Annotated in this window: 24 protein-coding genes and 1 tRNA gene; 6 read left to right on the top strand and 19 right to left on the bottom strand. The window is 65.5% G+C overall.

What is annotated here, in order from left to right; genetic code table 11:
- Positions 1 to 80 precede the first annotated feature (80 nt).
- The 6 genes from FHW85_RS06470 to FHW85_RS06445 form a co-directional block, all read right to left on the bottom strand.
- Positions 81 to 1,049 carry a patatin-like phospholipase family protein gene (locus FHW85_RS06470; RefSeq protein ID WP_168647745.1) on the bottom strand — a complete coding sequence of 323 codons (969 nt, stop codon included), beginning with the start codon at positions 1,047 to 1,049 and terminating at the stop codon, positions 81 to 83.
- Positions 1,050 to 1,135: 86 nt separating this feature from the next.
- Positions 1,136 to 3,298, bottom strand: coding sequence for a sensor domain-containing diguanylate cyclase (locus tag FHW85_RS06465; RefSeq protein WP_168647744.1), 2,163 nt, complete (start codon positions 3,296 to 3,298; stop codon positions 1,136 to 1,138).
- A gap of 309 nt (positions 3,299 to 3,607) precedes the next feature.
- Positions 3,608 to 3,683: transfer RNA gene (locus FHW85_RS06460), tRNA-Thr, on the bottom strand.
- A 41-nt stretch (positions 3,684 to 3,724) separates the two neighbouring features.
- Positions 3,725 to 4,474 (bottom strand): SPOR domain-containing protein, encoded by a 750-nt coding sequence (locus FHW85_RS06455; protein ID WP_168647743.1) that lies wholly within the window; start codon positions 4,472 to 4,474, stop codon positions 3,725 to 3,727.
- Positions 4,475 to 4,510: 36 nt separating this feature from the next.
- Positions 4,511 to 5,269 (bottom strand): type III pantothenate kinase, encoded by a 759-nt coding sequence (locus FHW85_RS06450; RefSeq protein ID WP_168647742.1) that lies wholly within the window; start codon positions 5,267 to 5,269, stop codon positions 4,511 to 4,513.
- Positions 5,266 to 6,237 carry a biotin--[acetyl-CoA-carboxylase] ligase gene (locus FHW85_RS06445; RefSeq protein WP_168647741.1) on the bottom strand — a complete coding sequence of 324 codons (972 nt, stop codon included), beginning with the start codon at positions 6,235 to 6,237 and terminating at the stop codon, positions 5,266 to 5,268. Before FHW85_RS06445 ends, FHW85_RS06450 begins: the two co-directional genes overlap by 4 nt.
- A gap of 243 nt (positions 6,238 to 6,480) precedes the next feature.
- Here FHW85_RS06445 and FHW85_RS06440 point away from each other — a divergent pair, with 243 nt between their 5' ends.
- Both FHW85_RS06440 and FHW85_RS06435 read left to right on the top strand, forming a co-directional pair.
- Positions 6,481 to 6,795: a hypothetical protein gene (locus FHW85_RS06440; RefSeq protein WP_243868156.1), complete on the top strand. Its 315-nt coding sequence runs from the start codon at positions 6,481 to 6,483 to the stop codon at positions 6,793 to 6,795.
- A 9-nt stretch (positions 6,796 to 6,804) separates the two neighbouring features.
- Positions 6,805 to 7,572 (top strand): M90 family metallopeptidase, encoded by a 768-nt coding sequence (locus FHW85_RS06435; RefSeq protein ID WP_168647740.1) that lies wholly within the window; start codon positions 6,805 to 6,807, stop codon positions 7,570 to 7,572.
- A gap of 3 nt (positions 7,573 to 7,575) precedes the next feature.
- Here the strand turns inward: FHW85_RS06435 and FHW85_RS06430 are convergent, their stop codons facing one another.
- The 5 genes from FHW85_RS06430 to FHW85_RS06410 all read right to left on the bottom strand — a co-directional run bounded on the left by FHW85_RS06430 (position 7,576) and on the right by FHW85_RS06410 (position 11,575).
- Entirely contained in the window at positions 7,576 to 8,913 is a 1,338-nt protein-coding gene (locus FHW85_RS06430; RefSeq protein ID WP_208399833.1) for an ATP-binding protein, read from the bottom strand.
- 46 nt (positions 8,914 to 8,959) lie between these two features.
- Positions 8,960 to 9,652: a response regulator transcription factor gene (locus FHW85_RS06425; protein WP_026635803.1), complete on the bottom strand. Its 693-nt coding sequence runs from the start codon at positions 9,650 to 9,652 to the stop codon at positions 8,960 to 8,962.
- Positions 9,652 to 9,885, bottom strand: coding sequence for a hypothetical protein (locus tag FHW85_RS06420; RefSeq protein WP_243868157.1), 234 nt, complete (start codon positions 9,883 to 9,885; stop codon positions 9,652 to 9,654). The genes FHW85_RS06425 and FHW85_RS06420 overlap by 1 nt, the downstream gene beginning before the upstream one ends.
- Positions 9,886 to 10,053: 168 nt before the next feature.
- Entirely contained in the window at positions 10,054 to 11,037 is a 984-nt protein-coding gene (dusA, locus tag FHW85_RS06415; RefSeq protein ID WP_168647739.1) for a tRNA dihydrouridine(20/20a) synthase DusA, read from the bottom strand.
- 91 nt (positions 11,038 to 11,128) lie between these two features.
- Positions 11,129 to 11,575 (bottom strand): VOC family protein, encoded by a 447-nt coding sequence (locus FHW85_RS06410; protein WP_168647738.1) that lies wholly within the window; start codon positions 11,573 to 11,575, stop codon positions 11,129 to 11,131.
- A gap of 118 nt (positions 11,576 to 11,693) precedes the next feature.
- Between FHW85_RS06410 and FHW85_RS06405 the strand changes: the two genes are divergently transcribed.
- On the top strand, positions 11,694 to 12,251 hold the full coding sequence (locus FHW85_RS06405; RefSeq protein ID WP_167257184.1) for a TetR/AcrR family transcriptional regulator: 558 nt from the start codon (positions 11,694 to 11,696) through the stop codon (positions 12,249 to 12,251).
- A 43-nt stretch (positions 12,252 to 12,294) separates the two neighbouring features.
- On the opposite strand, the gene FHW85_RS06400 is transcribed toward FHW85_RS06405, so the two are convergent.
- Positions 12,295 to 12,942 carry a dihydrofolate reductase family protein gene (locus FHW85_RS06400; RefSeq protein ID WP_168647737.1) on the bottom strand — a complete coding sequence of 216 codons (648 nt, stop codon included), beginning with the start codon at positions 12,940 to 12,942 and terminating at the stop codon, positions 12,295 to 12,297.
- A gap of 121 nt (positions 12,943 to 13,063) precedes the next feature.
- The gene (locus tag FHW85_RS06395) at positions 13,064 to 13,459 is read right to left on the bottom strand and encodes a RidA family protein (RefSeq protein WP_168647736.1); all 396 of its coding nucleotides are present in this window, start codon (positions 13,457 to 13,459) and stop codon (positions 13,064 to 13,066) included.
- 130 nt (positions 13,460 to 13,589) lie between these two features.
- Here FHW85_RS06395 and FHW85_RS06390 point away from each other — a divergent pair, with 130 nt between their 5' ends.
- Positions 13,590 to 14,510: a LysR family transcriptional regulator gene (locus tag FHW85_RS06390; protein WP_168647735.1), complete on the top strand. Its 921-nt coding sequence runs from the start codon at positions 13,590 to 13,592 to the stop codon at positions 14,508 to 14,510.
- 47 nt (positions 14,511 to 14,557) lie between these two features.
- Positions 14,558 to 15,268, top strand: a complete 711-nt coding sequence (locus FHW85_RS06385) for an rRNA pseudouridine synthase (protein ID WP_168647734.1) — start codon at positions 14,558 to 14,560, stop codon at positions 15,266 to 15,268.
- A 96-nt stretch (positions 15,269 to 15,364) separates the two neighbouring features.
- Here the strand turns inward: FHW85_RS06385 and FHW85_RS06380 are convergent, their stop codons facing one another.
- From FHW85_RS06380 to FHW85_RS06370, 3 genes are read right to left on the bottom strand one after another with little or no spacing between them, the layout of a single operon-like run.
- A complete protein-coding gene (locus FHW85_RS06380) occupies positions 15,365 to 15,802 on the bottom strand; it encodes a hypothetical protein (RefSeq protein WP_168647733.1) in 438 nt (145 codons plus the stop codon).
- A 58-nt stretch (positions 15,803 to 15,860) separates the two neighbouring features.
- Positions 15,861 to 16,280 carry a DUF4288 domain-containing protein gene (locus FHW85_RS06375; RefSeq protein ID WP_168647732.1) on the bottom strand — a complete coding sequence of 140 codons (420 nt, stop codon included), beginning with the start codon at positions 16,278 to 16,280 and terminating at the stop codon, positions 15,861 to 15,863.
- Positions 16,273 to 16,434 carry a hypothetical protein gene (locus FHW85_RS06370; RefSeq protein ID WP_168647731.1) on the bottom strand — a complete coding sequence of 54 codons (162 nt, stop codon included), beginning with the start codon at positions 16,432 to 16,434 and terminating at the stop codon, positions 16,273 to 16,275. The genes FHW85_RS06375 and FHW85_RS06370 overlap by 8 nt, the downstream gene beginning before the upstream one ends.
- 432 nt (positions 16,435 to 16,866) lie before the next feature.
- On the opposite strand from FHW85_RS06370, the gene FHW85_RS06365 reads away from it, so the two are divergent.
- Positions 16,867 to 17,787 carry an alpha/beta hydrolase gene (locus FHW85_RS06365; protein ID WP_167257192.1) on the top strand — a complete coding sequence of 307 codons (921 nt, stop codon included), beginning with the start codon at positions 16,867 to 16,869 and terminating at the stop codon, positions 17,785 to 17,787.
- A gap of 57 nt (positions 17,788 to 17,844) precedes the next feature.
- On the opposite strand, the gene FHW85_RS06360 is transcribed toward FHW85_RS06365, so the two are convergent.
- The 3 genes from FHW85_RS06360 to FHW85_RS06350 all read right to left on the bottom strand — a co-directional run bounded on the left by FHW85_RS06360 (position 17,845) and on the right by FHW85_RS06350 (position 20,055).
- Positions 17,845 to 18,447: a hypothetical protein gene (locus tag FHW85_RS06360; RefSeq protein WP_168647730.1), complete on the bottom strand. Its 603-nt coding sequence runs from the start codon at positions 18,445 to 18,447 to the stop codon at positions 17,845 to 17,847.
- A gap of 315 nt (positions 18,448 to 18,762) precedes the next feature.
- Complete coding sequence (locus tag FHW85_RS06355) at positions 18,763 to 19,068, bottom strand: hypothetical protein (RefSeq protein ID WP_167257194.1); 306 nt, start codon at positions 19,066 to 19,068, stop codon at positions 18,763 to 18,765.
- 561 nt (positions 19,069 to 19,629) lie between these two features.
- On the bottom strand, positions 19,630 to 20,055 hold the full coding sequence (locus FHW85_RS06350) for a hypothetical protein (protein ID WP_168647729.1): 426 nt from the start codon (positions 20,053 to 20,055) through the stop codon (positions 19,630 to 19,632).
- Positions 20,056 to 20,071 lie beyond the last annotated feature (16 nt).

Raw genomic sequence — 20,071 nt, 5'->3', positions numbered from 1 at the left:
GATGCACGCCCGCGCGCTGGCGGCGGCATCGCCCAAGTCTACAAGAACGCCTGTGCGGGCACCCCGGGGCAAAAACCGCTTCAGGCGCCGGCGCCGAGGTCCAGGCTGAAACTGCCGCGCCGCCCCAGGTCCACCGCATGGCGCGCCAGCCAGCGCCCGGCGGTGTCGCGGCCCAGGTCGTGCAGGGCGCGCAGCTGGGCGGTGCGCGTGTCGGCCGCGGAATGGCCGAGCGCGGCCAGGCCTTCGTCCGGCGCGATCACGTGCAGGCGCAGCTCGCGCAGCTTGCGCTCCGCGGCATTCGGCCACAGGTGGCGGGCAGCCTGCGCGCGCGCCACCGCCAGATCGCGCAGCTCGCGCGCGAACGCGGCGCCGAAGGAAAGCTCCGCCGACAGCATCAGCGCCTCGCGCGGATTGCGCGGCATGGCCTGGCGCAGCTGCGGCTGCAGCAGCACGCACAGCAGGTCGTCGCCGCCGATGCCGAGCAGCGGCTCCAGCGCGGGATTGCCGGCGAAACCGCCGTCCCAGTACGCCTCGCCGTCGATCTCGGTGGGCGGAAACCACGGCGGCAGGCTGGCCGAGGCGAGCAGCGCATCGTGGCTGAGGCGCGCGCCGGAAAACACTTCGAGCGCGCCATCGCGCATGCGCGTGGCGGCGATATACAGCGCCACCGGACCGTGGCGCAGCACGTCCTGGTCGAAGAATTCCTCCACCATCGAGCGCAGCGGATTGATGCCGCCGCCAGCCGCGGACACCGGTGGCTGCGGCCACGGCATGGCGTCGCCGAACAGGCGCGACTGCGCCTGCCACCAGTCCGCCACCGCGTTGCGCCCGGCCAGGCCCAGCCAGAAAGCATCGAGCGAAGCGCGCGCACCCGCGGCGCCGCCGCGCGCCCAGCCCTGGGCGAAGGCGGCGGCATTCATCGCGCCGCTGCTGGTGCCGCTGATCGCTTGCACCGCCAGGCCGGGCAGTTCCAGCAGGCGGGTCAGCGCGCCCCAGGTGAACGCACCGTGCGCGCCGCCGCCTTGCAGGGCGAGTTTCAGCGTGAGCATGGCGCGGGAGCATTGCTGCGTTGCATCATGCGATCTTCCCGGCGACTTGCGCCGGGGTCAAGTGAAGTCTTGCTTACAGGCCGCTGCTACAGCCGCTCGACCACCAGGCGATAACACGCGCGTCCCGCTTCCTTCGCCTCGTACAGCGCCTCGTCGGCCCGCTGCACCAGTTCGTCCAGCGAGGCAATGTCGCGGCACAGCGCCGCGCCCACGCTGAGCGTCACCTTCAGCCGCGCGGCATCGAGCGATATCGGCGCGGCCATCGAGGCGATCACCTTGCCGGCCAGGCTCTCCGCCGCGTAAGTGGCGTCCACGTCGTCGCACAGGATGACGAACTCGTCGCCACCCAGCCGGGCCACCAGGTCCGACTTGCGCACGGAGGCCTTCAGGCGCCGCGCCACCTCGCGCAGCACCGCGTCGCCGGAGGCGTGGCCGTGGCCGTCGTTGATCTGCTTGAAGTAGTCCACGTCGATCAGCATCAGCAGCATCGGTGCGCGCGTCACCGCCGCGCGTTCCAGCGCCGCATGCGCGCACTCGGTGAAGTAGCGGCGGTTGGCCAGGTTGGTCAGCGTGTCGTAATGGGCGAGGAAGGAGAGCTTCTGCTCGGCCAGCTTGATGCGCGTGACGTCGGTGGTCAGCGCATAGAAGCCGATGTTCTCGCCGGTGACCGAGGTGGCCGGCAGGTAGGTGGCCTGCAGGTAGAAATAGCGGCCGTCGCGCTCGAATTCGTATTCGAAGGTGGTTTCGCGGCCCTGCAGCACCGCCGCGATATGCGGCTTCATCAGGCTGTACAGCGCCGCGCCACGCGTTTCGCGCACGCTGCGCCCGACCATCGCCTCCGGCTCCAGCCCGGTGATCTCGCGCGCATAGCCGCTGACGAAGATGTAGCGCTCGTCGATGCCGATGTGGGTGATCAGCGCGGGCACCTTGTCGGTGATGCGGCGCAGGCGGGTCTCGCTGTCGGCCAGCGCCTGTTCGGCGACAATGCTTTCGGTGATGTCGCGGCCGGTATAGATCAGCTCCATCTCGCCGGCGTGTTCCGGGCTGGGCATCACGCGCACCAGCGCCTCGATCCACACGTAATAACCCTTCTTGTGGCGCAAGCGGTAACGGGTGAGCGACATGCGCTCGGTGGCCCAGAGCTGCTCCATCGCTTCGTCCACGCGTTCGCGGTCGTCGGGGTGGATCAGGTCCGGGCGCGGCAGCATGAACTCGCCGACCTCCCAGCCGAGCAGGTCCTTGATCGAAGGCGATACGTAGCGCCGCGAGCCGTCGCGCGCGATGCGCATCACCAGGTCGCTGGCGTAGTCGGCCAGCAGGCGGTAGCGCACCTCGCTGTCGCGCACGCGCCGCGCCAGGCGGCGGCGATCGGCCTGGGCCAGCGCGATCGGCACCGCCACCAGGCACACCATGCCGAGAAAGAACTGCCCCAGCAGCGAACGCTCCACTGCGCTGGCGTTGGGAATCAGGCCAAGCGGGCCGCCGCCCATGGCGATGGCGATATTGGCGGTAAGCGTCACCACCGCCACGCCGATCACCAGCCCCGGAAAGCGGTGGCGGATCACCACGTAGAGCAGCGGCGCGAACACCACGAACAGCAGCGGATAGCGCGACTGCGCGAACACGAAGACCGTCGTCGCGCCCAGCAACAGCAGGTCGCGCAGCAGCACCAGGCGATGCCCGCGCCGGCCGAGCATGCGCCAGCCCTGCACGAGCACCACCAGGGTGAGCGTGGCCACGATCACCATGCCCAGCAGATGGGAACGGAACCACCAGTCGAAGGTGGTCCAGAAATCGGTGTCGGCGGTGGCGTAGAGCACGAACGCGGCGAGCAGCGCCGACACCAGCGAAGCAGCCAGGGTCGACAGCATCGCCGTCTGGCCCAGGCGCAGGAATGGCGTGTCGTCCTGGATGCGCGGGAAGCCGCGGCGCACGCCGCGCGCCACGATCATCACTTCGACGCCATTGACCAGGCCCAGCAGGGTGCTGGAGATCAGCGGGTCGCCCAGCAGCATCTTGCCGGTGAAGTAACCCGCGAACGCGGCGCCCAGATAACGCGGCCAGCGCTCGTCGGACACGCGCAGCAGTGCGCCGACCACGACGCCGTCCGCAATCCACATGGTGACGTTGCTGCCGGTATGGCGCGTCAGCAGCAGCGAATACGCCGTGGCCGCGAGCACCGCGACGAACAGCGCCGAGGCTTCGGCCCAGCGCGTCCAGCGCAGGTTCGGGTCTGTCCGCAACTGCATCGCAATTCCTTGAGGGGAGGCGTGCCGGGTCCGTGCGGTTGTTTATATAGCGAGCGGGCGCTGAAAAAAATGTGGACTGCGCTTTGAATCGCGGCAGGGAGTCAAACTCCGAAATGCCGCGACATAAAGCCCCTCTCCCGTCGGGAGAGGGGTTGGGGTGAGGGTACGGCCGGAGCGCAAGCGTGAGGTGCGCCGCTGCGCCCGAACCCTCATCCGGCTGCCGCCACCTTCTCTCCCACGGGGACTACCTTCGGGTCGCCAGCGGGAGAAGGATTCACAGTCAGAATCCGAGGGGAAAATCACGCGGAGTGGTGCCGACAGTCTGACTCGAACAGACGACCTACCGCTTACAAGGCGGTTGCTCTACCAACTGAGCTATGCCGGCGAGGGAGGCGCAGTCTAGCAGGTCGCTCCCGGCGGACGCGCTCAGAAACATCCAGTGCTGTGCGAACCGACGCCCGCGGCGTTGCGCAGGTGGCTGCGCCAGTCGAAGTGCGCGGCTTCGGCGACGGCCAGGTCCAGCCAGTATTCGGGCACGGTCTCGGTGCGCTCGGTCATCTGCGCGGGGAAGCCGGCGGCGGCCACTTCGTCGCGGCGCTTGCGTGCGTTGGCCGGGTCCTTGAACAGGCCCAGCGAGATGGTGTTGGGCTGGCCGCCGGAGCCGACCACGAAGTAGTCGCCGATATTCGCCGCGCTCAGCCGGCGCGCCTGCGCCAGCGCCTGGTCGCGGCTGGCGCTGGCCGGCAGGTAGACCCACCAGCCGCGCGTCTGCGTGGTCTGCTCCTGGCGCGAGCGCATGCGCGCGGCCTGCGCGGTGAGCGCGTTGCGGGCGTTGTGCAGGTCCACCGGCGTGGCGAACGGGCCGATCGAGATGCAGGTGTAGGTGTTGGAGCGCGACGACGTCGGCGCCAGCGCGGCCTGCGCCTGGGCCGGTGCCTTGGCGGCGCTGCTGGCCGGTGCGGCGGGCGGCGCGGCGGGAGTGGCGGGCGCCTGCACGGTGGCGGCGGCCTCGGGCGCGCTGGCCGGCGGCGCGGGGCGCTCGGCCAGCAGGTGCAGGGTGGGCACGTCCGGGTCGGCGGCGCTGCGGCCGTGCGTGTCGTCCTGGCCCAGCCACAGCCACGCGCCCACGGCGATATTCAGCGCGATCAGCAGAACGAACAGCAGACGCAGAACCATGCAACGACCCAGGTGAGGAAACGGCAACGCGCCATTCTAGAGAGCGCGCAAGGCAGCCGGATGCGCATTCGCCCACACGGCCAGACCGTGGAGCACGCCGTCCTCCGCCAGCGCGGCAGGACATTCCAGCAGGGGCAGCAGGGCCGCGGCATCGCCGCCGCCCAGGTGCAGCGAAGGCTTGCCACCCAGGGAGTGGCTCATGCGCCGCGCAAAGCGTTCGATCAGCGCCGCCGCGGCCTGCCAGCAGCCGGAAGCCACGGCGTCGGCGGTATTGGCGGCGGCGTCCAGCACCTCGCCGGGGCGTTCCGGGCGCACCCGCGCGGTGGCACCGACCAGCGACTGCTGCATCAGCTGCGGGCCGGGGGCGATCAGGCCGCCGAGATGGCGGCCGTCCGCCGCCAGCGCATCCAGCGTGAGCGCGGTGCCGACGCCGGCCAGGATGCACGGCGCATGGCCGGCGTCGTAGGCGGCGACCATGGCAAGGAAGCGGTCCACGCCCAGGCGCTGCGGTTCGTCGTAGGCATTGCGCACGCCGCAGGCTTCGGCCGGGGTGCGCAGCCAGAACGGAGCGAGCGAACCGGCCGCGCGCACGGCATCGGCCACGGCGGCTTCGCGCGCGGCGTCGACCACCGAGGCGCCCACCACGTCGTCCAGCGCGGGCAGCTCGCGCCAGGCTTCGCTCAAAACGGCGGCGATGTCGCTGTCCCAGCTCACCGCGCCACGCGAATGCCATGCGGCGCCATCGCGTACGGCCCATTTCAGGCGGGTATTGCCCAGATCCAGCAACAGCTTCATGCGCGGCGCACCGACACGTCGGCGCTGTCGACGCGGTGCAGGCCGTCCGCCGCGTTCACCAGCAGCGCGCCGCGCTCGTCCACGCCCGCGCCGATGCCTTCGAGCACGCCCTGCGCGCCTTGTACGCGCAGGGGGGCGTCGCGCAGCAGGTCGCGTGCGGCGTAGTCGGCGACGAAACCGGCGAAGCCTTCGCGCTCGAACCGGGTCAGGCCTTCGGCCAGCGCGGTGATCAGCGCGGCGGCCACGTCATTGCGTTCCGGCGGCTCGCCGCCGGCCAGGGTGGCCAGGTCGCAGGCCGGCTGGCCGGCCTGTTCGCGCAGCGCGTCGGTGAGGCGCAGGTTGAGGCCGATGCCGATCACCGCCGCGCACGGCCCCTGATATTCCCCGCTGAGCTCGACCAGGATGCCGGCCAGCTTGCCGCCGCGGGCCAGCGCGTCGTTCGGCCACTTCAGGCCGGCCTCGGCGATGCCCAGCGATTCCAGTGCGCGCAGCAGGATCACCCCCACTGCCAGCGACAAGCCGGACAGCGCGGCGAAGCCGCCGTCGAAGCGCTTCAGGCAGGACAGATACAGATTCAATCCCGGCGGCGACAGCCAGGCGCGCCCGCGCCGGCCGCGGCCGGCGCTCTGGGTCTCGGCGATCATCACGCTCAGGTCCGGCAGCTCGGCGCCGCGGCGCTGCAGTTCGCTGGAGGTGGAATCCAGCTCCCAGTGCACCTCCAGCTCGCCCAGCCGCTTGCGCCACGGCGCCGGCACGGCCGCGCGGATGCGTGCGGCGTCCAGCATCTGCAGCGGCCAGGGCAGCCGGTAGCCGGCGGCGCCGCGCGCCTCGATCGGCACGCCGCGCGAGCGCAGGGCCTGGATCTGCTTCCAGATGGCGGCGCGGGTCACCCCGCCCTGCTCGGCCAGGCGCTCGCCCGACAAGGCCTCGCCCGGTGCGAGCAGCGCCAGCAGTTCGCGCGCCTGCATCAGGGGCGCCCGCCGTCGTGGTGAGCCCGGCGCGGGGCAGGCCCGGCCAGGGAAGGGTCAATCGCGTGCATGGGGCGGCATCTTAGAGCGTGGGCCGGACGCCGAGTAGCCGCCGGCCATCCGCCGCGCCTAGTACTTGTGGGACTGGCGCGCCCCGGCACGGCGCAGGCCCGGCACTGGCATCCTAGTGACGATTCTGCGACGATCCGTTCCTTGGCTTGCGGATCAAGGGGTTGAGCCGCCATGGGCATCAGACAGTTCCTGTTCGCGTGTGTTTTGGGCGCCAGCGGCATCGGTGCCGCTTCGGCCATGGACGCCGATACCCAGGAATTGGGCGGCCTGCAGCGTTCCGGCGTGGACAGCGCCGTCCCCCACGAAGTCAGCGGCAACGGCGGCGACGCCCTCGGCGTGCCGCGCGACAGCAATACGCAGAACACCCCGGCTTCCGGCTCTTCCAGCGAGAACTGCCCCGTTGGCGGCAGCGGCTCGTCCGGCTCGCAGCGCAGCCGCCGCATCAGCCTGGGCTGGCAGTCGCTGCTGCCGGGCTCCATCCAGTAAGCCGTTCCTGTGGCGGGGGCCTGGTGGCGACAGTGGCTGTCGCGCTTCGACCCGCCGGCCATTCCCGACGTTCTATGGCGCCGCACGCTGTCCGCGTGCCCTCTCGCGCGCCGGCTCGATGACGACCGCCAGAACGAACTACGCCGCATCGCCGCCCATTTTCTTGCCCGCAAGCGCTTCCACCCGCTGGCCGGCGCCGAGCTGGACGACCGCCTGCGCCTGCTGATCGCCCTGCAGGCCTGCCTGCCGGCCCTGCGCCAGGGCAGCACCGGCCTGCGCGGCTGGCGCGAGATCCTGGTCTACCCCGGCGAGTTCAAGGTGCGCCGCAGCCATCACGACGAGCACAGCGGCGTGGTGAGCGAGGCGGACGACGTGCTGATCGGCGAAGCCTGGGAACGCGGCCCGCTGATTCTTTCCCTGGCCGACGTGCAGCTGGACCTGGAGCAACCCTGGGACGGCTACAACGTGGTCGTGCACGAGATGGCGCACAAGTTCGACATGCTCGACGGCGCCCCGGACGGCGTGCCGCCGCTGCCGGAAGAGATCAGCCGGCGCGACTGGATCGTGGCCTTCCAGCGCGCCTACGACCACCTCTCCAACGACGTGGCGCGCGGCCGCGATACGCTGATCGACCCGTATGCCGCCGAAGGCCCGGACGAATTCTTCGCCGTGGTGAGCGAGCTGCACTGGTCGCAGCCGGGCGTGCTCAAGCGCGCCGACCCGATGGTCGCTGCGTTGCTCGACGCTTACTACGGCCCGTCGCCGGCACCGTATTGAGCCTCAGCTCGGCGGCAATCTCACGCTGAAGCGCGCGCCGCCGAATTCCGGCGAGCGGTCCACGGTCAGCTCGCCGCGGTAGGCCTTGATGATGTCCTGCACGATCGACAGGCCAATGCCGTGGCCCTGCACGCGCTCGTCGCCGCGCACCCCGCGCTGGAGCACCTTCTCGATCTTGTCGTCGTCGATGCCGGGGCCGTCGTCCTCCACGCTCAGCCACAGGCCCGGGCGCTGGCGGCCGGCGGCCGGCTCCACTTTCACCACCAGCAGTACGCGGTGGCCGGCCCACTTGAAGGCGTTTTCCAGCAGGTTGCCCATCAGTTCGAGCAGGTCGCCCTGCTCGCCGTAGAAGGCGGCGCCTTCGTCGATGTCGAATTCGCACAGCACGTTCTTCGCGGCGTAGACCTTTTCCAGGCTCTGCACCAGGTCTTCCGCGTGGCCCGCGATAGGGATGGCCGAAGCGAAGGTCTGCCGGCCGGTGGTGGCGGCGCGGGCGAGCTGGTAGGCGACCAGTTCGTCCATGCGGCGCACCTGGTCGACCACGTCGGTGCGCACTCGCGACATGTTGCCGTCGCTGGCTTCGAGCCGCGAGCGGATCACCGCCAGCGGCGTCTTCAGGCTGTGCGCCAGGTCGGCCAGCGTGTTGCGGTAGCGCGTGCGCTGTTCGCGCTCGCTATCGATAAAGGCGTTGATGCGTTCGGTGAGGCCGGTGAGTTCCAGCGGATAGCGGCTGTCGAGCTGCTCCGCCTCGCCGCGTTCGACCCGGCTCATGTCGCTGGCCACCTTGCGCAATGGCGTGAGGCTCCAGCGCAGCAGCAACAGCTGCAGCAGGATCAGCATCACGCCCAGCGTGGCGAGCCAGAAGATCAGACTGCGCCGAATTACAGCGTTCTGCCCTTCAAGCTGGTCCTCCGCCTGCGCCACCATGAAGGTCAGCTTCACCGACTTCTTCTCGGAGGTGTCCAGCGCCACACCGTAGGCGTAGTAGTACAGCCGCCCCATGCGCGTATCGATCGGGCCGACGAACTGGCTCTGCCCCGGCTCCAGCCGCTTCAGAAACGCGAAGTCGCGCCCGATCGCCGAGGGCGATTCCAGCTTGGCCCCGTTCTCGCCCAAGGCCAGCGCATACAAGCCGGAACCCGGCTGGGAAAAACGCGGATCGGGCGGCGTATCGGGCAGCAGCACCTTGCCGGAGCGGCCCACTTCGGTGCCGGCCAGGTAGGCAACCACGTAGTTCTGCAGGCGGTCCTGCAATTCCTTCAGCGAGGTCTCGGCGCTGGAACGCGAGAGGGTAAGGCCGACGACGCCAAGAAAGGCCGCCAGCACGAAGCCGGTGGCCAACGCAGCGCGCGCCGCCAGTGAGAACGGGCGGCGCGGCTGGTCGGGATCATTCGCCTTCGTTTTCGCTGCGGGGGATGGCAAAGCGGTATCCGCGTCCACGTACCGTCTCGATGGGCTTGAGGGTGCCTTCCGGGTCGAGCTTCCTGCGCAGACGGCCGATGAAGACCTCCAGCACATTGGAGTCGCGGTCGAAGTCCTGCTGGTAGATGTGCTCGGTGAGGTCGGCCTTGGAGACCAGCTCGCCCGCGTGCAGCATCAGGTATTCCAGCACCTTGTACTCATAGCTGGTGAGGTCCACCAGCTTGCCTTCCACCGACACCGTCTGCGCGGTGGTGTCCAGCTTGATCGGGCCGCAGGCCAGCACCGGCTTGGACCAGCCGCTGGCGCGGCGCACCAGCGCGTTGATGCGCGCCAGCAGTTCTTCCACGTGGAACGGCTTGACCAGGTAGTCGTCGGCGCCGTGCTTGAGGCCCTCGACCTTGTCCTGCCAGCTGCCGCGGGCGGTGAGGATCAGGATCGGATAGCGCTGGCCGACTTCGCGCAGCGCCTTGACCAGGTCCATGCCCGACATCTTCGGCAGGCCCAGGTCGATGATGGCCAGGTCGAACGGTACTTCGCGGCCGAGATAGAGGCCCTCTTCGCCGTCCTGTGCCGCGTCGACGGCAAAACCGTCGCGCTTCAGGCGTGCGGCGAGCGTTTCGCGCAGCGGCGCCTCGTCCTCTACCAGAAGGATGCGCATCAGTGTTTCTCCTTATTGCCCTCGCCGTCGCCGGCCGGGTTCTTGGTGGATTCCGGGGAAGCCGGGGCCTTGCCCGCTTCCGTGTTCACGGTGACCACGCGCACGTGGCCGGAGGGCGTGAGCACCTTGATCCGGTGCTCGAACGCATTGCGGCCGCGCCGCACGGTGCTGGCCGACAGCACCTTGCCGCCGGTCTCCTGCTGCACCTGGTTCACGGCCTGCTCGAGCGTCATGGACGGCTCCTGCGCCTGCGCGGCCGCCGTAGCGGTCACCAGGAGCAACAAAAGAGCCGAAATGCGCAGGATTGTCTTCATATCGCCAACAAAAGCCCGGGGAACGGAGGCTATCCTCGTTCAGACTATGGAACCGGGCCTGAATACTGACCCGATCGCCCCCCGCTGTCACGCCGCTACAGCCCGCTTGGGCAGCATGGCCCGCTCCAGCAGCTCCCAGCCCGCATCGGGCAGATGGGCCTGCTCGCTGAGCAGCCGGCGGAACCCGCGCGCACCCGGCTCGCCCTGGTACAGCCCGAGCAGATGGCGGGTGATGTGCTTGAGGGCGGTGCCCCGTGCCAGCTCGGCTTCGATATAGGGGCGCATGTGGCGCAGGATGTCGTCCCGGTCCGGCAGCGGCTGGCCGTAGAGGGCGGCTTCGACCCGGGCCAGGACGTAGGGGTCGTGGTAGGCCGCGCGGCCGAGCATCACCCCATCCACCTGCCCCAGATGCGCCTGCACCTGCTCGGCCGTGGTGATGCCGCCATTGATGACGATGACCAGCTGCGGGAATTCGCGCTTGAGGCGATAGACGCGCTCGTAATCCAGCGGCGGGATCTCGCGATTCTCCTTCGGGCTAAGACCCTGCAGCCAGGCCTTGCGCGCATGCACCACCAGGATTTCCACGCCGGCCGCGATCATGGTTTCGGTGAAATGCTGCAGGTCGGCGTATTCGTCCTGATCGTCGACGCCGATACGGCATTTCACAGTAACCGGGATATCGACCGCATCGCGCATGGCTTTCACGCAGTCGCCCACCAGCGCGGGCTCGCGCATCAGGCAGGCGCCGAATTTGCCGGACTGCACGCGATCGGAGGGGCAGCCGACGTTGAGATTGATTTCGTCATAGCCCGCCGCAGCGCCATGCCGCGCCGCCTCCGCCAGCTCCGCCGGATCGCTGCCGCCAAGCTGCAACGCCACCGGGTGCTCCTGCTGGCTATGTTCGAGCAGGCGCAACTGCTTGCCGCGCACCAGGGCGGCGCTGGTCACCATTTCGGTGTAGAGGCGGGCGTGAGGGGAGATCAGGCGGTGGAAATAGCGGCAGTGGCGGTCGGTCCAATCCATCATGGGGGCGACCGAGAGGCGGAAGGCGCTGGGAGCGGGGGTTTGCATGGGGAATATTCTAGCTGCCCCTTGCACTGGCCATTTCATCGCTGGCCGTCCAGTGGACCGCCATCAGCGGCCACTTAACGGGCCGCACACGTCACACAGGCTTGTCGCCGCAGTGGCTGGTATAGAAAGTGATGCCGTTGCCATCGGGGTCTTGCATCGAAAAATAATGGTGGCCGTATAGCGTTTCGTCGGCGATCTCGGCGGGCGAATATCCTTTGCCAACCAGATCGGCTCTATAGCGCTCCAGATCTTCTTTTGCGTGGCCCGCAATCATCAGATCGATTCTTTCGCTAAGGAATTCGGGCCTCTGGCCATTACGGCCGTCCAGCAGCGCATCGCTCTGCTCCTCGTCCTTTTGAAACAGCAGCAGATGCGTGCCGCCCCGCAGCTCGATGATCGCCATTCCAGGGAACGTGCCGGCCTCACGCAGACCCAGGCCCGCATAGAACGGGTAGCTGACCTCGACTTTCCGGACTTTCATGACAAAGTGCCCAAGCGCCGCGGCCGGCAAGGGACTTTCCGCTTCAAATTCTTTCATAGGTTTTCCTTCAGGTGAGTTCGCGGCGCTGCCTTGTGGCGCCCGCCCCATCGCATTAATCTGACTGCTCAGTCGGAAATAATATGCGACCAGCCAGTCGGAAAAGCAAGAGGTCAGCGTGGCTCGAAAAAAAGAAATCGACAAAGACAGCGTTCTGGATGCCGCCGAGGCGGTCATCGTGGAATCCGGCGGGCGGAATTTCACGCTCGATGCCGTCGCCGAACGTGCAGGCATCAGCAAAGGCGGCCTGGTCTACACCTTCGCAACCAAGGACGGCCTGATGCATGCGGTACTGGAGCGAGAACTGGCTCGCTTCCAGGACGCCGTCCGTCGGCGGCTCGGCAATGGCCCCACCGGGCCCGCCGAACTGGCCCTCGCCCATATCGAAGAAGCATTGAGCGAGGACGACACCTCGACGCAAAAGGCGGCTTTTCTCGTCACGGCACTGGTGCACGCCCCCGACATGCTCGAGTCGATACGGAGCTTTTATCACGCACTGCTCGATCCACTTCGACCACGTGGCAAAAACGCGGAAATCCGTCACGCGTTATTGGCAGTTGAAGGCATTTTTTTGCTCAAGGGGCTCGGGTTCGTAGAAGTCTCCCCGAGCGATCTCAAATCCGACTTGCTCCATGCACGCAAAGTGATCCTTGCTGCGCTGGGAAGATCGGCATGAGAGAACAGTGCGTATCGCGGAGCGCTATTTCGTCCGTATCTCGCTATGGACCCTTACGCAAAAACATATGCGTAGCGCGCTCACCGGGGACCACTTTGTCGCAGCGATAGCCAAGTGCATGCATATCGAGTCCATGAAACAGAGGCTCTCCCCTGCCCAGCAGCACCGGCCCCACCGCGAGATGCATTTCATCGATCAGCGACGCACTCAGCAGCTGCCGGATGGTCGATGCGCCGCCGCCTATACGCACATCCTTGCCTTCAGCCGCCGCAATGGCCTGCTTCACGGCGGACTCGATGCCGTCGGTGACGAAATGAAATACGGTGCCGCCCTCCATCACTAAAGGCTCCCGTGCGTAATGCGTCAGCACGAACACCGGCACGTGATACGGCGGCTCGTCGCCCCACCAGCCTTTCCAGCTGTCGTCCGGCCACGGGCCGCGCACCGGGCCGAACATGTTTCGGCCGAGGATCCATGCGCCGACTTCCGCAAAACCTTGCTGTGCGATCTCGTCATCGACACCGGTCTCGCCACCCTCGCCACCTTGCATTGCCCGCCACGTGCGCGTCGGGAAAAACCATTGCATCAGTTCCGGGCCGCGCACGCCCAGCGGATTCTCAAGGCTCTGGTCGGGGCCGGCGGCATAGCCGTCGAGGGAAACAGCGAGGCTTCTTACCACCAGCTTGGTCATAAACCCTCCGTCGAGCGGACCAGGATGCGGCCATGCACTCATGGCCAGCGACGAACCTTGAATGCGTTCCGGCTACCTGTCAATCGACGACTGAGCGCTCCAACGGCAAAGGTGCTTCGAATTATTCCGCCGGCAGCTTGGCCACCACCTTGATCTCGAACTGGAACCCATAAAGCCACGTCACGCCCACGGCAGTCAGCGTCGGATGGGGAGCCTCGCCCCAATACTTCGGCACCAAGCTCCAGACCTTCTCGAATACGGACTCGGGATCGACCATGAAGACAGTCACATCGACCACGTCCTCAAAGGCACATCCGGCCGCGGCCAATACCTCGTTCAAATGTTCGAACGCGAGCGACACCTGCCGCTCCAGATCCGGCTCGGGCGAGCCGTCGTCGCGGCTGCCGACCTGTCCGGAAACGAACAGGAAGCCATTCGAGCGGATGGCCGGCGAATAACGATTGCGCTCGTAAAGCGCGCGGCGGCCAGCGGGAAAAACGACATCGCGCGTTGCCATAAATCCACCTCCATCAGCATCAGGAACGAGAGAGGCACACTCTAGGCAGCAGCACTGCGCCGATAAACAGCCATTCCCGGCTCACACTGTTTGTAGAATCCAAACAATCCCAGCTCCCACGGAAGCAACAATGGACCGGTTCGATGCGATGCAGGCCTTCGTCCGGGTCGTGGAGACCGGCAGCTTTACCAAGGCCGCGGAAACACTGGGCATAAGCAAGACCGCCGTGACCCAGCTCATACAGCAGCTGGAAGCGAGACTGCGCGTCCAGCTGCTCCATCGCACCACGCGCAAAGTCAACGCGACCGCGGACGGGATGGCGTATTACGAGAGCGCCATCAGGCTGCTCGCCGATCTGGACGATGCCGAGAACGGTCTCTCCGCCGCCAACGCATCACCCAAAGGCAAATTGCGGGTGGATGTGCCAAGTCCGCTGGCCCGCATCATCCTGATACCGGCCCTGCCCGCATTCCACGCGCGTTATCCGGATATCCAGCTGGATATGGGCGTCAGCGATCGCATCGTCGACGTCATTGGCGAAAATGTCGATTGCGTGGTGCGCGGTGGCGAGCTCACTTCGCTTTCATTAAAGGCTCGGCATATCGGCGATCTTCGACTTGGCGTGTATGCGGCACCGAGCTATCTGGAGCGAAACGGAACGCCTTCGCACCCGCGCGAACTGGAAGGCCCGCACCACCGTATCGTCGGCTACGTATGGTCGCGCACTGGCAAGCCCATGCCCTACGCCATGCGCAGCGGCAGTGAAATCGTGCGGATACAGGGGCGCTATGTGCTTTCGGTGGACGATGGCAATGCCTATCTGGAGGCCGGACTCGCCGGCCTCGGCGCACTCTGGCTGCCGGAGTACATGGCCAGGAAGCACGTAGCCCAAGGCCAGCTGGTGCCGCTGTTCGAAGCCTGGCGAATGGATGCCATGCCGCTCTACCTGGCTTTCCCGCCCAATAAGCGCGTAAGCGCGAAGCTGCGCGTCTTTATCGATTGGATGGTTGAGCTCATGGCGCAACATGCGCCCGTAGCGCGCCGAGGCTAAGGCCGGGGTCTGCCTATAATGGCCCCCATTACCCACAGGCAAATCCGATGACCGAACCCGTACGCCTCGCCAAACGTGTCGCCGCCCTGGCCCAATGCTCGCGGCGCGAGGCGGAAATGTATATCGAGGGCGGCTGGGTGCGCGTGGATGGCGTGACGGTGGAGGAGCCGCAGTTCAAGGTGCTGGAACAGCACATCGAGATCGATCCCAACGCTCAGCTCGAACCCGCCGAACCCATAACCGTGGCTCTCCATAAACCCGCTGGCGCAACGATAGAGGAAGCCCGTGCGCTGATTCGCGAGGAAAGCCACTCGCCCGACGACGCTTCCGGCGTCCGCATGCTGAAGCGCCATTTCGCGCGCCTGGAATGCCCGCTCTCCTTGCCGGACCAGGCCTGCGGCCTGCTGGTATTCACGCAGGACTGGCGGGTGAAGCGTCGCCTGGAGGAAGACTTCGACCGCATCGAACAGGAAATCGTGGTCGAAGTGTCAGGCAAGCTGGCGCCGAACGGCCTTGCCCTGCTCAACCACGGACTCAGCTTCGACCATTACGCGCTGCCGCCCATCAAGGTGAGCTGGCAGAACGAAACCCATCTGCGCTTTGCCTTGAAGCGGATCGGACCCGACAGGATCGAGCGCATGTGCCAGGCCGTCGGTTTGAAAGTATTGGCGATGAAGCGCTTCCGCATCGGCCGTATACCCATGTCCCGGCTGCAACCGGGACAGTGGCGTTATCTGGCCAGCACCGATCGGTTTTGATGTCTTGAAGACATGCCAGCCTGCTGGTTCGGTTAGAAAATCTCCCAGCACCCGCTTTCTCGCTGGAACTTGAGCGCCGACAACCGGCGCCGGCTTTCAGGAGCCGCGGGCAAGCTCCAGCGGCGAACGCCCCCGGTCGATCACGACCGAAGCTGGATGGGCAGGGTCATAAAGCAGGTGAATGACCTTGAGCGGCTCCTGGAATACCGCCAGAAGGGTTTCTTCGATATAGGTGCGGATGGCCGCGGTCCGCCGGGCACCGGAGGCATCCGTGTAATCAACCTCAAGAACCACGGCGCACATGGACTGCCCGTGCGATCCGCCACGACTGAGGTTATCGGAGTGAAGGCGGAGGCTGCGGATCACGCCATCCGCCGGCTGGCCCGTATGGACGAGCGAAAGCCAGAGTTTCTGCTCGGCCAGGTAGGAACTGTTTTCGCGACGGATATAGGCGATGACGCCTACACCAAAGACAGTGACGCCCGCCATTACGATGGCGAAGATGACCCACAGAAGCAGTTCCCAAGAAGCCATGGCATCCTCGCGTGGCAAAGCAGGTTATCGATGGGGCTTCCGCGGCCCAGGCCCACCGCTATTCCTGGGCTTCTCCGCGCCGGAACCGCGCCCGAATTTCCTCCAGCGACATCGACTGAGCACGAAGCGCGCTGAGTTTGACCGACTCCCTCTCCGCCCACATGATCTCCGCGCCGTCCTGAAGCCGCTCGTAAACAGGCAGGAGTTCGGTAATGCCTTCGAAGACCCATCGCACGGGAACGCCGTCATGGCCACCTTTATAGGGTTCGGTATGTTGCAGCCCGATGGCCTCTATCTTTCGGAAAGCCTCATCGAGATCTCCGGCTTCAACGATGACCGTATTTTCCCAGACCAGAAAATCGGCATCGGGATCGTCGTTGCCTGCCGCTTCGAGTTCGATAAAACGCAGGAGATACGATCCCACGTACCACCCCACGGGTGAGGTCGCGGCCGACAGCCGTGCGCCACGGTCATTCATTCCAAGGCACTCCAGCATCGAGTTGGTCGCTGAGCAAAAGGGTCGCAGGAAAGCTGCGCGAGCGGTCGTACTGCTCGACCACTTTCAATCCCACCAGATATGCGCCCGGCTTTCCAAGAAACTGGAAGGACGCCGATTGCGCCAGCAGGGGCATGGCGCAAAGCATTCCGGCCAGCGAAAGGCACCACCGACTCCATGTCTTCATAGCGGATCCGCGGAACGGCAAGCTTCGTAGGCTAGGCTCGATCCGGCCGCTCCACACATGCTGGAAGTCACCAGCGGGCGTGGCTTGCTCCTTTAAAGGCCGGGCGACTCGTTCGACCTGATCGAACGAGTCCGCCGTGCCCGTAGCACGTCTCAGGACCTGGCCCGGCGCAAGCTGTTCCCAAGGGCAGTCGCGGACACTACCTGCCACACTACCGAAGCCACGACATAGCGATCTGCGGCCGGGAGCGGGACGGTGGCGCCAGCGATCATATGTACGTGTCGGCCCACCCTGAACTAGCTGCTGGACGAGGCAGGCAAGCCGCAGCGTCCAGTGCCGGGAAACCATCCATCAGTCATTCACTGCCTTGGGAGTCCAGCCATGATTCGCCGCTTCCTGATCGCGTGCCTGCTGGCCGCATCGAGTGTTCCAGCCGCCGCCAGCGTTCAACCATTTCCCTCGTCGTTTCGTGTGCAGGATATCGAGACCAACGGCGCCACCATCCATGTGCGCGTCGGCGGCAAAGGCCCTGCTGTCGTGTTGCTGCACGGTTTTGGCGACACCGGCGATATGTGGGTGCCGCTGGCGACGGACCTGATGCGCAACCACACCGTCGTTGTGCCGGATCTGCGCGGCATGGGTCTGTCGTCGCACCCGGAAGAGGGTTATGACAAACGATCGCAGGCCGCCGACGTCCGCGGCGTGCTGGCCAAGCTGGGTATCGACCATGCCGCCGTGGTAGGCCATGACATCGGCACCATGGTGGCGTATGCCTACGCCGCCCGTTATCCGGACAAGACGGACCGGCTGGTGGTGATGGATGCCCCCGTTCCCGGCATCCCGCCGTGGGACCAGATCGTGCGCTGGCCGGCCCTGTGGCATTTCGATTTTGGCGGACCGGATATGGAGCGCCTGGTGGCCGGCCGTGAACGCATTTACCTGGACCGATTCTGGAATGAGTTTGCCGGCACGCCGTCGAAGATCGACGAGGCGACGCGGCAGCATTACGCGGAGCTCTATGCCAGACCTGGCGCCATGCACGACGCCTTTCTGCAGTTCCGCGCCATTCGCAAGGATGCCGAGGACAACAAGGCCGCGATGGCAACCAAGCTCACCATGCCGGTGCTGGCGGTGGGCGGCGAGAAGTCGTTTGGGTCGAATGAGGCGGTGGTGATGCGTAATGCCGCGACTAATGTCACTGAGCTGGTGGTTCCCGGTGCGGGGCATTGGTTAATGGAAGAAGCTACGCAGACCACGGTTTCGGCGGTTCATAACTTTATCGACGGCAAGCCGGTGAAGTAAGAAGCTGCGGCGGGCGTCCGCGCCGGATCGAATGCGGACGCCCGTCCCGATGTTTGACTAGTGCGGTGCCGACACCCAATGCGCAAGTAGCGCCGATGCGGTCAGCAAAATCAGTCCGACGATCAAGATCACGGATTGCCTAGCGACTGCCTTGGCCACCGAGCGCGGACATTCGCTCGGCACCCACTTCTTGTCACCGGCCACCTGCATCTCCCACATCCCATATGTGCGGCGATACAGGATGACCTGATATGGACTCAGTCGCTCACCGAGACTTGCCATCAGCTCGTCGAATCCGAGCAGGCCTCCATCGATCTTCGCGATGATGGTGTCGTCCTTGTCCAGCAGCCATGAATCCGTTCCGCTTCTTGGAGCCTTTATGGTGACCACATGAACGATCGTGCTGAATGGTATGGATCGAGTACGGGACAGGCCGGTAATGGATATGCCGTCCGGGGCGAGTTTGATGCGATAGCGGCTGACGTATAGATAGCCGCAGATCAGCAGTACGAGCAGGGACGCCCCAACTACACCCAATGAGATTTGCGCACTGGCGCTTGAACATAGAGACGGCTCGAACGCTGCGATAAGGAAACCGGCAGGCAGCGCGGCGAAACCCAGAATTTCCCGGGAGAGCCATTTTGAATGACGGTACTCCATAGATTCCCTATCGCCAGAGCCTTTCCTTGAAAGGGCTACGCCGTCAGCGAAAGCCCTTGAGCCGATAGCCTTCTACCATGAGAACCCAGCAAATGGGACTGCACTCATCGCCCCTCCCAGAGCACGCGAGGCAGGGCACAGCGATGCACCCCCTGCTCGTCATCCCGGCGCAGGCCGGGATCCAGTAGCGAGGCGCCGCAGTCGGGCGAATGCATCCAAAGACTTTGCTCTTGGAGTCCTTCGCGACCATCGAACCGTGACGTTACTGGATCCCGGCCTGCGCCGGGATGACGGTAAGGGTGTAGGTGGGGTTGATCAGGATGCCGGGCTTGGACGCTCCGACACCACCTCCTTCACTTGCAGCCACTGCATCCGCAAATGCGCCTGCGTCGCGCAGCGCGTGCCCATTTCGATAAACGTTGCGATGCTTTCCAGCATCACCGGCAAGCGCTGCGCATTCACGCTGCCGTGTTCGTCAGCCAGTTCCGCCAGCAATCGAATCGCGTTATGCGCGAAATGCAGCCACTCCGTCGCATCGTTCAACAACGCATCCGGCCCCGCCTCCGGATCCGAAAAATAGTCCACGTGGCGGCTCAGCCACGCCTCGCCATAAACGTCCATAAGCAACTCCTTGCTCTACGCCGCCCTCGTCCCGAGAACGGCACGCCGCCAGACAGCACGACGTGCCGCGACCACACGGACTCGAGGTTTACCGACCACCTGGAACACAGGCGCCGGGCGGCTTGATTGATGAAGTGGGTTGCGGCTTCAGTCGCTTTCGCCGTTGCACGAGGCAACGCGCCGGGTTTCACGGCTAGGAATTATTACCTGCGAAAACTCTTAGACCGCGGTTCTTCAACCGTGTCCGCAAAGACGGCGGACAGCCCGGTTAGCCGGCGGATGTGTCGCCCTGGGGATCGGCGAGCGGACAAGTGACGTATGATCTGGCACAGCCATGATCAACTCCTGTTTAGTTGGTGATGGTCAGCGGGTCAGGGGTGTTGCTGCACCCTTGGCCCGCGCTTCTCACAGCATTGCTGCCATGGTTGCTCGCGACGCGCCCTAAAACACACCGCGAGCAACGCCTGCCACGCTATCAAATGGATTTTGGGTTGTCTGTAGGCGCACGCTCGTGTTGTGCGCACAAGGAGCAATTTACAGACATATCCGATGGCATTGAGGTCAGTGATCCTTCGGCGAGCCGCTGATCGCTTCGCTCAGAGCATTCGTGGTCAATTTGTCCACTTCCGGATTGCCGCTGGTCCAGCGATACGTTTCCCGGTACTTCGCGATCGCTGATAGCGCCTTGGATGTATCGCCCTTCGGATCGTGGCCTGTCCTCTTCATCAAGGCCAGCTCATAAATATGGCTGTTCAGCCGCGACTCCAGGCCTTTTTCAGCACCGTCCACATCTTCGGCGCGAAGACTTTTGAGCGAACCCAAAGTCATCATGGCATCGGCAACTTTCGATTCGTCACGCTCCGAAGCTGCCCATTGATTCCAATCCACGCCTATTTGCTTCATGTATTCAAATACCGCGAAGCCCGTCAGCAGGCCGCCGACAATCGCTCCTGCAACCAGCAGGCCGATGATTTTTGCCCAGCGCATAAGCCACCTCCCTTCC

This window comes from Dyella sp. SG609 (assembly GCF_012275375.1).
GTDB classification, from domain to species: domain Bacteria; phylum Pseudomonadota; class Gammaproteobacteria; order Xanthomonadales; family Rhodanobacteraceae; genus Dyella_D; species Dyella_D marensis.
This window is presented reverse-complemented; position numbering and strand designations above follow the sequence as displayed.